Source organism: Bradyrhizobium sp. 153 (assembly GCF_023073835.1).
Classification (GTDB): domain Bacteria; phylum Pseudomonadota; class Alphaproteobacteria; order Rhizobiales; family Xanthobacteraceae; genus Bradyrhizobium.
This window is the reverse complement of sequence record NZ_JADPKH010000087.1, coordinates 62,093-73,971: the sequence shown is the minus strand read 5'-3', so window position 1 is coordinate 73,971 and position 11,879 is coordinate 62,093. Positions and strand designations below refer to the sequence as shown.

8 protein-coding genes and 4 pseudogenes are annotated in these 11,879 nt (G+C 61.8%); 3 read left to right on the top strand and 9 right to left on the bottom strand.

Going from position 1 to position 11,879, the window contains the following annotated elements:
• Positions 1-322, top strand: a pseudogene (locus IVA91_RS23940) (esterase); the annotation flags it as partial.
• Between the two features lie 635 nt (positions 323-957).
• On the opposite strand, the gene IVA91_RS23935 reads toward IVA91_RS23940, so the two are convergent.
• From IVA91_RS23935 to IVA91_RS23925, 4 genes are all read right to left on the bottom strand, one after another.
• Complete coding sequence (locus IVA91_RS23935) at positions 958-1,125, bottom strand: hypothetical protein (protein WP_247281208.1); 168 nt, start codon at positions 1,123-1,125, stop codon at positions 958-960.
• Positions 1,126-1,733: 608 nt separating this feature from the next.
• On the bottom strand, positions 1,734-1,862 hold the full coding sequence (locus IVA91_RS36865; protein WP_256464984.1) for a hypothetical protein: 129 nt from the start codon (positions 1,860-1,862) through the stop codon (positions 1,734-1,736).
• Between the two features lie 563 nt (positions 1,863-2,425).
• Positions 2,426-4,663, bottom strand: a complete 2,238-nt coding sequence (glgX, locus tag IVA91_RS23930; protein WP_247281207.1) for a glycogen debranching protein GlgX — start codon at positions 4,661-4,663, stop codon at positions 2,426-2,428.
• Positions 4,664-4,686: 23 nt separating this feature from the next.
• Positions 4,687-4,968 carry a DUF3606 domain-containing protein gene (locus tag IVA91_RS23925; protein ID WP_247459279.1) on the bottom strand — a complete coding sequence of 94 codons (282 nt, stop codon included), beginning with the start codon at positions 4,966-4,968 and terminating at the stop codon, positions 4,687-4,689.
• Positions 4,969-5,269: 301 nt separating this feature from the next.
• On the opposite strand from IVA91_RS23925, the gene treZ reads away from it, so the two are divergent.
• Positions 5,270-7,111 (top strand): malto-oligosyltrehalose trehalohydrolase, encoded by a 1,842-nt coding sequence (gene treZ / locus IVA91_RS23920; RefSeq protein WP_247281205.1) that lies wholly within the window; start codon positions 5,270-5,272, stop codon positions 7,109-7,111.
• Between the two features lie 302 nt (positions 7,112-7,413).
• Here the strand turns inward: treZ and IVA91_RS23915 are convergent, their stop codons facing one another.
• Positions 7,414-7,668: a hypothetical protein gene (locus IVA91_RS23915; protein ID WP_247281204.1), complete on the bottom strand. Its 255-nt coding sequence runs from the start codon at positions 7,666-7,668 to the stop codon at positions 7,414-7,416.
• A gap of 1,046 nt (positions 7,669-8,714) precedes the next feature.
• Here IVA91_RS23915 and IVA91_RS23910 point away from each other — a divergent pair.
• Positions 8,715-8,942, top strand: a pseudogene (locus IVA91_RS23910) (Clp protease N-terminal domain-containing protein); the annotation flags it as partial.
• A 7-nt stretch (positions 8,943-8,949) separates the two neighbouring features.
• Here the strand turns inward: IVA91_RS23910 and IVA91_RS23905 are convergent.
• From IVA91_RS23905 to IVA91_RS23890, 4 genes and pseudogenes are all read right to left on the bottom strand, one after another.
• Positions 8,950-9,311, bottom strand: a pseudogene (locus IVA91_RS23905) (branched-chain amino acid ABC transporter permease); the annotation flags it as partial.
• A 101-nt stretch (positions 9,312-9,412) separates the two neighbouring features.
• A pseudogene (locus tag IVA91_RS23900) lies at positions 9,413-10,653 on the bottom strand (ABC transporter substrate-binding protein).
• Positions 10,654-10,856: 203 nt separating this feature from the next.
• Positions 10,857-11,327, bottom strand: coding sequence for a helix-turn-helix domain-containing protein (locus IVA91_RS23895; protein WP_247281202.1), 471 nt, complete (start codon positions 11,325-11,327; stop codon positions 10,857-10,859).
• Between the two features lie 118 nt (positions 11,328-11,445).
• Positions 11,446-11,844, bottom strand: coding sequence for a hypothetical protein (locus IVA91_RS23890; protein WP_247459276.1), 399 nt, complete (start codon positions 11,842-11,844; stop codon positions 11,446-11,448).
• Positions 11,845-11,879 lie beyond the last annotated feature (35 nt).

The window sequence follows — 11,879 nt, the reverse complement described above, 5'->3', positions numbered from 1 at the left end:
GCAGGTGCCGACCATCGTTTTCCATGGCGACCGAGACACAACGGTGCATCCGAACAACGGCGACCGTATCGCCGAACAATCGGGTAATGCGTCGGATTTGAAAGCGAATGTCATCGCTGGAAAAGTGCCATACGGGCACGCGTATACCCGCACCCTTCTGACCGACATGAGCGGCAGCGCCGTCTCCGAACACTGGAATGTTCACGGCGCAGGCCACGCCTGGTCGGGAGGCAGTCCGGCCGGATCCTACACCGATCCAAGCGGGCCGGATGCGACCAGGGAGATGCTTCGCTTTTTTCTAGAGCAATCGCTGCGGGCTTAGACGGGGCTAGCCCGCGTCAGTGCCGCCGGGCGTTAGGCCTCGCCCGATCCGGAGAAGATGGAGGTCGGTAGCGTCGTGCGCGGCACTGGTAGTGGGCGCTCGGTCGCTGAGGGCCGGAGCGCCTTGAGGTCGAGCAGGCGCGGCCCGGTGAACGGGTCGGCCTTCTCGGCGATGCTCCGGACCCGATGGGCGAGACCCTAGTAGACCTCCTGCTCCATGACGCGACCCCTCCAGCACGTTGAGCGCAGTCGTTGAGTATGTCTGCGTCCGGCGAGTCAAGTAGCGAGAGCTTCGTGACGCTGCTGCGGGCGATTTCCGGTATGCGCTTGTGTCGACGCGTCCGGCGGCCATAACCTGCTGGCGGCGGGGAATTCGACATGGCGGTGCTGCACCCGATCCGGAAGGCGTGCCCGGGCTGCGGAGGGCCCATGAAGCTCGTCAAGCCCGAGGCGGGCCGAGGTGCAGAGAGCTACCTCTGCCCTCGTTGGACGACGACCCGCTGTACGACCCTGGCGCCCGCAAGTGGGTGGACACTCCGCTGAAGCAGCCCGCGGAATAGCGACCCTGCGTTAGGACACCTACCACAGTCCGGTGGTCTGGCTCATGGTCCGCGCGAGATCCTCTTCGAGAAAGGGTTAGCGAAGGATCGGAAGCCCATGCCCGTCGCCATCTCGGCCCGACAGAAGGAGGATCCGCAGGTCCGGCCGGAGACGCGCCGCCCGTTCCGCCAGTTCGTAGCCGTACATCCCGGGCATATTGAGGTCGGTAATGAGGATCGCGATCTGCCGGATGTCAGAAAGCATCTCCGGCGCTTACCGCCGCTGCCGGCGGTCACCGTTGACCCGAGATCTTCCAGCATTGGGTCGTCACATCAAGCACCAAAGGCTCATCGTCGACGGCCAGCACAACGCGCGACATGCCAACCTCCAGCACCTGCCTTCCGGCCAACGCCGCTCCAATGCCGTCGTTCCGGCCCTCTTCCGAGCGGAGGCAGGCCGGCGATCTGCATCAATGCTGCGCCAAGACCGACGCGCCCTCCGGCGCGAACTGGTAGCGGTCGGGTCCCGTTTCAGCCATCCCGCGCGCGCCATCTCTTCGGCCGTCTCGACGCGGCACAAGGATTTGGTGCCACCCGGATGGAACAGCCGGTCCTCGAGCGCTTGCAGGTATCCGTACACGCGGGCCTGGCGCAGGAGACGGCGCATTGCGGGGATGGGGCGTCCATGCCCGTTCAAGCCTGCTGCAGTGCTGGGCCTTCCTCGGTGCCAGATTATTCTGGAACGGCCCGGCACTCAATGCGCCTCCTCTCCGGTCTTGTTCTGTCGAGGGCTTGTACGTGTGCGACCGGTCGAGAGACCAGCTGCGGCCGCCAGGGCCCTCGCGGCTCGACCGGATGGTGATTGCAACGCCATTAGTCGACCGACTTCTCGAGCTTCTGCGCTGCCCGAAACTCGTCGAGATGCTGTAGGTTCGGGCCGTATGCGGCCTTGTTGGTGAGCAGGTGGTACACTCGCCCTACGACGATTTGCAGGTGCTTCATCCTTCCGCGAGGCATCGCGCGAGCCTTGCAAAGGGCTCGGATCGCGTGGGCACGAAAACAGTCAAAAGCGTCGGACATTGGACACTCAACGCCGCGCCGGAGCATCGGTTCTTAAGCCGCCGGGAACACCGTTAGGACAAATTTGTTGAACGGCAAGGCGGTCGCATCATTTATCCGGAATGTTCTAGGACGATCGGCGCTTCCACTTTAGTTCCACAAACCGGAACTGACTGTGCAAATGTGCACACACGCGCGATTTGAGAGAGAGCTCGCCCCTTCTCCTGATGATTTCCAAAGAGAGCCACGCCTCCACTTCCGGGGCAGGCGTGGCCAAGGCGACAGGCGTGCGAAGGCGGCCGAGCTGCTCGAGAACGTCAAGATCTGATAGATCGCGGGGGGCAGCTGAAGGAGCCTCTCGAGCAGTGCGGTAGTCGCGGCACGACTGAAGAGATCGGCTGGGTACCGCCTGATGTTCTGCACGCGACTGATGCATTTTCAGGATTAAGGTGATCGTCCGCGTGGCCCTATTGGGCGAAGTCAACGATGGAGCGTGCGGCCCAGATCTAGCGCGATAACGGCGTATCGGCGATGTCGAGCAACGCGCCGAGCCCCTGACGCAGGCGGCGGGTCGCGACGCTATCGTTGGCAAGTCCAAACACTGCCAGCGAGCGCGCGGTGACACCGTAGGCGTGTCCGAGCTCGAAGTCCGTCATGGACGCATCCGGCTGGTTGGTGTCGATCAGGCTGAGCCAGCTGCGCCCGTCGGTGACCGCCGGCAAGATGAAGTTCACGATGTCATGGTGGGCGTTGTAGACCAGAAGCATCGTCGCGTCCGAGCCGCGTCGCTTGATGCCGGTCTCCTGGGCGCGCCCGTCGAGCAGCATGCCAAAGCACTTGGCGTTGCCGTCCTGCCATTGCTCGTCGGTCATCGCTTCGCCGGACGGTGACAGCCAGGTCACGTCCTTGACGTCGAGTTCTTCATTGTGGGAGCCGATCAGGAACCGGCTGCGATAGAGGATCGGGAAGGCCTTGCGTGTCGCAATCAGCTTGCGCGTGAATTCACGAAGATTGCGGCCGTTTGCCGAGATACCCATCCAGTCGAGCCAGGTGGTCTCGTTGTCCTGGGCATACGCATTGTTGTTGCCTCGCTGAGTGTGTCCAAACTCGTCGCCCGCGAGCAGCATTGGCGTGCCGTGGGACAGCAGCATCGTCGCGAGCATGTTCCGCTTCTGGCGTTCGCGCAGCGCCGTGATCTCTTGATCGTCCGTGGCTCCTTCGGCGCCGCAATTCCAGGAATGGTTGTTGCTGTGGCCGTCGCGATTGTTCTCCCCGTTCGCCTCGTTGTGCTTTTCATTGTACGAGACGAGATCATTGAGGTTGAAGCCGTCATGCGCGGTGACGAAGTTGACGCTCGCCCATGGCCGCCGCCCCCGCTTGTTGAAGAGATCGCCGGACCCTGACACACGTTTGGCAAGGTCTGCCAGCGTGCCTTCATCACCCTTCCAGAAGGCGCGCACGGTATCCCTGAACTTGTCATTCCACTCGGCCCAGCCGGGCGGAAACTGGCCGACCTGGTAGCCGCCAGGGCCGATGTCCCAAGGCTCTGCGATCAGCTTGACGCTGGACAGCACCGGATCCTGACGGCAGGCGTCGAGGAAGCCACCGCCTTCGTCGAAGCCATAGGGCTCGCGCGCGAGGATGGTGGCCAGGTCGAAGCGGAAACCGTCGACCCGCATCTCCGTCGCCCAATAGCGCAGGGAATCCGCAACCAGTTGCAGCACCCGTGGGTGGGAGAGGTTCACCGTATTTCCGGTGCCGGTATCATTGATGTAGTAGCGCTTCTGGTCCGGCAGCAGGCGGTAATAGCTGGCGTTGTCGATCCCCTTGAACGACAAGGTCGGGCCGAGTTCGTTGCCTTCCGCCGTGTGATTGTAGACGACGTCGAGGACGACCTCGATGCCATGGGCATGGAACTGGTTGACCATTTCCTTGAATTCGTTCGCGAACGGCGTCCTCAGGTAACGCGGCTCCGGCGCGAAGAAGGCAATGGAATTGTAGCCCCAGTAATTGCGCAGGCCCTTGTCGACCAAGTAGCTATCGTCGACGAAGGCATGGATCGGCAGCAGCTCCGCACTGGTGATCCCGAGCGAGCGCAGATACGCGGGGATTTCCGAATGCGCGAGGCCGGAGAACGTGCCGCGGTCTGCCTCGGGCACCAGCGGATGCAGCTGCGTAAAACCCTTGACGTGCATCTCGTAGACGATCGTCCGCTCCCACGGTACCTCGGGTTTGCGCGCCGCGCCCCAGGTGAACGCGGGGTCGATGACGCGGCACTTCTGCATCAGCGGCGCGCTGTCGCGCTCGTCATAGGAGAGGTCCTTGTCGGCGTGATCGAGCTGGTACCCGAACAGCTCGGGCGCCCAACGCAGTTGCCCGACCAGCTGCTTGGCATACGGATCGAGCAGGAGCTTGTTGGGATTGAAGCGGTGTCCGGCGTCAGGCTCATAGGGTCCATGGACGCGATAGCCGTAGACGGTGCCGGGACGGGCCGAGGGCAGATAGCCGTGCCAGACCTCGTCGGTGTATTCCGGAAGCTCGATCCGCTCGAGTTCGGTTTCACCGTCGTCGTCGAACAGGCAGAGCTCGACCTTGATGGCGTGGGCCGAGAACAGCGCGAAATTGACCCCGAGGCCGTCCCAGGTGGCGCCGAGCGGAAACGGTTTGCCCTCGGTGATACGGGATCGGCGGAGGCTCGACGCCGCCCGCGTCAGGGCGTCGTCCGATTGCGTCTTTTGGTCCATGTCTGCCCCCGATGACAATCCGGTCAGGATGTCGGCGCTGGTGTGGGTATCTCGGTTGCGGCCTGCTCGGTGGCCGCAGCCGAGGCGATCACGGCCGCGGGAGGTACGTCGGCCGGCTTGGCCGGCGGGTTGGCGCGCTGCTTGGCGACTTCCTTGCTGATCGCGGAGATCGAATTGCCGATATGCTCGGCGATCGCGGTCAGCTCGGCATCGGACAGACCCAAACGTTTTCTCACGAGGCGCATTTGAGTGCGGTCGGTGAGGTCGAGCTTGTTGCGAATCGGTTTTGGCGTCGAGCGGCGCATGGTGGCAACTCCTGTGTGTTGGTCGTAACAGTCGCCTGATCATTCCGTTCCAGCGGGTAGCAAATGGCATTAGCTGATCGCGCTTATCTCCAGACCGGCGGAAGGTATGGGCATCCGGATCGCCTCTTCGGTTGCGGGTTCACGGTGGCAGGGCTCGGATCGGCTGTGGCTGGCGCGAACGCCTGTGGCGAGGAACGAATGCACGCACGCCAGCTTTTTCCTGCGCAGGCATCCCTTCAAGCGATCGTAACGACCGACCCATCGCGGTTCGCCGAGGCATGCCCAACTCCGTGCATGGGGCGTGAAAGGGAAAGATTTGATTCAGAGACTGGGAATTGCCGGACAGGCCCGGCGACACGGTGCTTACATCGTCGATCAGGGGATAAGCTTCAACCTCTGGGCCCCGACGGCTCGCTCGGTGGAGTTGCTGGAGGTGGGGCGACCGCCACAGCGGATGGTGGGCGATGACGACGGCTGGTACCAGCTGCTCAGCCCGACAGCGCATGTCGGCACGCGCTATCAGTTTAGGATCGACCAGGACCTCATCGTCCCGGATCCGGCCTCGTTCTTCCAGCCTGATGATGTCGGTGCGCCCAGCGAGGTGATCGATACGTCGGCGTTACGTGATGCCACCCTGTATCCGGGGCGGCCATGGGCGGACGCCGTGATTTACGAGCTGCACGTCGGCACCTTCAGCGAGGAGGGGACGTATGCCGGCGTCGAGAAGCGGCTGCCCTATCTGCGCGATCTCGGCATCACGGCCATCGAGCTGATGCCGATCAACGACGTCCCCGGCCGGCACAATTGGGGTTATGACGGCGTGCTGCTGAATGCGCCCAATGCTCGCTACGGCAGGCCGCAGGATCTCAAGCGGCTGTTGCGGGCAGCCCACGATCTCGACATCATGGTCTACCTCGACGTGGTCTATAACCACTTCGGACCGCAGTTGAATTATCTGCACAGCTACGCGGAGAATTTCTTCAACAAACGCCACAGCACCGGCTGGGGGCCTGCCGTCAACCTCGAGGGACGCGATGGCGCGTTCGTGCGCGAGTTCCTGACCGAGAACGCGCTGATGTGGTTGCGCGACTACGGCTTCGACGGGCTACGCTTCGATGCCGTTCATGCGCTGAAGGACGATTCCGAACGGCATTTCCTGGTCGAGCTTGCCGAGACCATCCGGCATGAATTGTCGGGCCGGCGCGTGCATCTGATGCTGGAGAATGAGGCCAATCAGGCGCACCTGCTGGACCGAGTGGACGGAGCCCCGAGATATTACGACGCCCAGTGGGGTGACGATTTCCACAATGCGCTTCATGTCCTGCTGACGGGAGAAGAGGAGGGATATTACCGCGCGTTTGCGGACAAGCCGCTCGAACACCTTGCGCGATCGCTCACGGAAGGTTTTGCCTACCAAGGCGAGATCTTCGCGCTTCATAACGAGCCTCGCGGCGAGCCGAGCGCCCATCTGCCGCCGGACGCCACGATCTTCTTCGCGCAGAACCATGATCAGATCGGCAATCGGGGTTTGGGCGAGCGACTGTCAAAATTGGTGAGCCCGGAAAAGCTTTGCCAGGCGATGGCGTTGGTCTTGCTCAATCCGCACATTCCGATGCTTTTCATGGGGGAGGAAGCGGCTGTCGAAACGCCGTTCCTGTTCTTTGCAGACTGGACGGGACAAGCCGCCGAGTTGACGCGGGAAGGGCGGCGCAAGGAGTTTTCCCACTTCAAGGCCTTCTCGACGCCCGAAATGCGTGCCAGGATTCCAGACCCGTGCGATGAAACGACGTTTCAGGCCTCGAAGCTCGACTGGAATAGCATCGACCATTCTCCCGGGAGCGCCAAGTTTCGCACGCTGACGACGCAGCTGCTGAAGATACGGCACGACAAGATCGTACCTCTTATCAAACAGGGCTTCGTTTCGGCGCGACGTGAGCTACTGGGCCAGGATAGCGGCAGTGGCGGTGTGGACGTGCGCTGGCAGACTGAGAGGGGGGACATTCTGCAGATTGCCGCCAACTTTGGCGACCACCAGCTGCCCATGCCGGATTTGGTCGCAGGCGATTGCTTGTGGCGAGGAGTCCCCGCAGAATCGGGAGCGCTACTGCCAGGCGATATCACGGTACAACTTGGTCAGCTCTGAGACGCCAAAGGACGATGTTAGTGGGCAAGAGGGATCAAGGGCCTTGTCGATTTACACGCACTGAAGACGTCAGTGCCCTAAGTGGAACTTCGAGGTAGCCAAATTTGCGTTCTCCGGCGGACTAGAGGGCATCCCACACTGCTTTGCCCGCCCGGATGCGAGCTTCCGATGCGCTTCAGCCTGTTGCAAAGCTGTTCTTTGAGCCCGAGTCCGGCTCACCGCTCGCCAGCCGCTCGACCCGAATAGCCTATTCAAGATACTCTGTCAGCAATTTCACCCGAGTGCCGACGCGTTGGGTACTACTACACCCCGGGACGTGCGTCGCCCCTTGCGAGCGTCGATTTGCCGAATGGATGCTCGGCCGTCTCGCGACGCTGGCGCATGGCTTGCGGGTTCGCATCGAGGCACTGCTGCACAGCTGCAAAGTACATGTTCATGCTCCATCGTGTGCTGCCCTGAATTGCCCGATCCTTGGTGGGTCGGTCGTCAGCGTCGTATTGATGTTCAGCAGGAAACTGCCACGGCGCATCGATGTTGTTAGCGCCGCTGGCCGACATCGAACTTGTACGTCAATACCAGTTATGAAAAATTGCGACGCTTTTCATAGCCTAGACTTCTCCGACGTTTTCTGTTCCTCGCTAAGGCTCTCCATTCTGCTCTTTGCTTTCGTTGAGGTGGACTGCGGCTCGCCCCAGAGTAGCTCCTTCGGCTGTGAAGGAGGCCTAATCTTGAGACGGCGTGGTCCAGACCTCGAAGACGATATCGAAGTTGAACGTGGTGCAGCCGCAGATGAGTTGATGCCCCGCCATCTGTGTCGCCTCCCATTTGCGCAGCGGTTGACCTGCACCATCACGGAGGCCTGTGAAGTGACAGGCCTCGGGCGCACTAAGTTTTATGAACTTATCGGGGATGGTCGAGTGGCCAAGAGTTGGACGACGTTTTTCATCTGAGGCTGCGAAGTCGCTGTCAAAATTCCATAACATCCGATTTGCGAATGTCCGGAGTTCGCGCAAAGCGGACTAGAGTCGCCCAGGCGGCCGAAGGCCGCCCGGAGTCACTCCTCGCGGCAGGCTATTGCGGCGCGGGAACCGCGACAACTATTGCTCAACTTCGCTCGCCGCCGACAAGGTAGGCTGTTCGCGCATCGCTGGCCGGTAGCGCTTGGTTAGTTTGGCTATCCGGATTTTCGTGTGGATCCGCGGACGAATTGACGTTTTTCGAGCTGACTTGCGCGAGGGACGAGAATTAGCAAGAATCGCCACGGTTGGACGACGCAAGTCGGCTGCAGGTGAGACGCGCGGTCCGAGCGGTTGGCTGGCGCGGACAGGGCACGGCTCAAACGCGCCGATATGCGCCCACTATCGCAGTAGGCTTTCAGCGTCGACGGCGAAAACCGCTGGCGGATTGACGAATGTCAGTGCGACCTTGCGGAAACCCAAAGAGCATGCCGTGTGTTGCCTTGCGCACAATTCACTAAGCGGCGCGCGGTTTGGGGATCAGATCGCGGATCTTCAATGCCTTGATCGCGGTCGAACGCTAAACCGGTACCTCCTTTTGCTGATCGCACTCGGGGGCGAAGCGGCATCGCCGAGGGAAGACGATGATGAATATTGAACGATATACCGAGCGCTCGCGCGGTTTCATCCAGTCCGCGCAGTCGCTGGCGATGCGCGAAGGTCATCAGCAGTTTTCCACCCTGCATCTGCTGAAGGTCCTGCTGGATGACAGCGAGAGCCTTGCTGGCGGTCTGATCGACCGCGCCGGCGGCGATTCCCGTGCAATCCTGAAGGCGACCGAGGATGCCCTGAACAAGCTGCCAAAGGTCTCCGGCGGCGGATGGTGAAGAAATAGGCGATCAGCTCCTGGATCATGATGCCCCAGAGCAGGGTGCCGGTGAGGACGAATATCTCCTTCTCCTCATTGGGAATGCGCCGCGAATCCTGAATCGGCTTCACCACCGCGAAATAAGTGGCGAACGCGGCGAGGAGGGCGACCGCCACTCCGATCAGCGCGCCGGCATAGGTGCCGACACCAAGGACGCTGGCTGCGGCCCAGGCCGCCACCGCCGCCGCGACATGATGGCACCATGGGAGAGGTTGAGCACGCCCGAGACGCCGAAGATCAGGGTAAAGCCGGTGGCACCGAGAGCGTAGAGAGCGCTGATCGCAAAGCCATCCATCAAGATCTGGAAGACTCGCATTGATAATAGGCCGCATGGCAGCGGGGCTGCCGCTTTGAGAAAGAGTGCTGTGTGGGACGCGTGCGGAAGCTCCTGGGAAGTGGCCCAGGGAGCATTTCCTGCTAGTTGCTGAGCTTGATGAAGTTCGGGAACTTGACGTCGACCGTGGCGACGTCCTTTGGCCAGACCGCGCTCTGCTTGCCGTTCTGCCATTGCAGCATCAGGCCGGTGATCAAGCCCTTGCCATATTTGATCGAGTGCGTGAACGGGTCGTCCTTGCCGTAGAACTGGACGCGGCCAATGGTGCCTTCCCAGTCGGTCTTCTCCAGCGCAGCAACGAGCTTGTCCGCCTCGGTCGAACCGGCCCGTTTCACCGCATCGGCAATGTAATAGACCTCGTCATAGGCAGTGTAGCCGGCATACGACGGATAGTTACCGAACTTCTTCTTGAAGTTCTCCGCGAACGGCACCGACTTCGGCGTGACAGCCACACCCGGTCCCGAGACGCCCTGATAGAGGACGCCTTCCGCGGCCTGGTTGGTGTCCTTACCGAACGTTTCGTTGGTGGCTTGCGAGGAGATGCCGAACATCGGGATCGGCACTTGCTGGTTCTTCCACTGCACCGTCGGCTGCACACCGACATGGGAAATGCCGGTGATGATCACGTCGGGCTTGGAGCCCTCGATCTTATTGAAGATCGGCGTAAAATCGGTGGTGTCAGGGGAGAAGCGGATGTGGTCGAGCACTTTCAGCCCGATTTTGGGCAGGCATTCCTCGTAGCCGATGTCGAGCGGCTTGGTCCAGGCAGCGTCCTCGCTCATGATGACTGCTGTCTTCATGTGCATCTTGTCCACGAGCAAGTCCTTGGCGCCATCGCAAACCGAGAGCGCCAGGGCCGCCGAAGTCAGATAGCCGTGGAAGGTGTACTTGTTCTTCTCGTAATCGGCATGGACGCTCTTGCTGATCTCGTTGGAGGCAGCACCGGGCGTGACGAACGGTGTCTTCAGTCGCGAAGCCCACGGTTCCAGCGCAAGTACGACCTCGCTGATGTAGCTTGCGATGACTGCGTTGACCTTGTCCTCGTTGACGGCACGCTGGAAGGCACGCACAGAATCCGCGGAAGAGGAGTGATTGTCGTAGGAGATAATTCGATCTTGCGTCCATCGACGCCGCCATTGGCGTTGATCTCGTCAGCGGCAAGTTGCGCCGCCTGTGGGATGGAGGCGCCCGCGATCGCCTGCGCTTCCGCGATAACGCCGATCCGAAGTGGATCCGCCGCAAGTGCCGCGCGTGGTGCAGTCATCAGCACACTGGCCGCAGTACCAAGTGCTATTCGCAACGCAACAGAGAGTCTCCTTTTCATGTTGTTCTCTCCCTTCAACAGGCCTCTTGTGAGCCATTGGGGCGCGACTATAGGGGCCTACAGATTCTCGGCAAGTGAAACTGCATTCATGATTGCGGGGAGCGGCCTCGCATACTGGCATCCGAGAAGGGCGGCGCGACGAGTATTCAAGTGTGGTTGGACTTCCGAAACGAGCTCAGCGCACCTGACTCAGGCCATCTCCGTCAGCGCGCTTTGGTCCGGAACGACCGTAGAATCTTGGCCAAGCCGGGAGCGGCGGCACTCAGCTCGTCCAGATGTATGCGCGAGAGCGATCGCAGCTTCTGCTCGCCCTTGGCCGTCAGCTTGACGAGAACGCGCCTTGCGTCCTCGGGATCGGCTTCCCGGCCGATCAGCTTGAGTTTCGCCATGCGATCCACCAGCTCCACCGCCGTATGGTGCCGGATCAGGAGGAAGCGGGCGATGTCGCCAATGCTGGCGCCGCCGGGGCTGGCGAACCCCTTGATCGCCAGCAACGCCTGATGCTGCTGTGGCGTCAGCCCGGCGTTCTGGGCCGCGGCTTCGCTGAAAGCAAGGAAGGTTCGCAACTGGTAGCGGAATCGGGCTAGCGCCGCGTAGTCGGCCTCACGCATCGCGCCGCCCTTTGCGGGCACGCCATGCGCCCTGCGTCCAGTCTTCCGCTTTGATTCAGCCATTCCTGCCTTCGACGTCAGCCCGCCGGCGAAGCGGTCGCTGCCGAGACTATCAAGGAAGGACGGGCGGGACCAATCGGCGGGGTCGCGGATGCACAAATATCCGGTGCTCCCCAGCTGCCTATTCGAAGCTGGACAGCAGGATCTTGACCAGGATGACCTGGAACGCGATCGGGATGCGGACGCTCTTCCGCCTGATCGAGCGCTGCAGCGCGCCCGCGATCTCGGCGCTGGTCAGGTTACCGGCCGCCGCATCGGTGATCAACTCGCACCACATCTGCGACAGCGAGCCGCCGAGCGGGATCACGGGCTTGATGGTCACGCCGCAGCCCTGCGCCCAGTCGACGATCTCCCGCATGGTGTGAGGACCGCAGTTGCGCGCAGTTGCGAGGCGCTCGGCCGTCAGCGCGCGCAGCAGTTCACGCGAGGGCGACCAAGTCCCCTTCGGTGGCTGCTCGCCGGTGAGTTCGACCGCGAGCTCCTTCAGGACATTCTGGGCGCGCCCGCTCAGCTTCTGCATCGGGCCAGGTTCCCGTTTCGCCTGAGTGGCGCCAA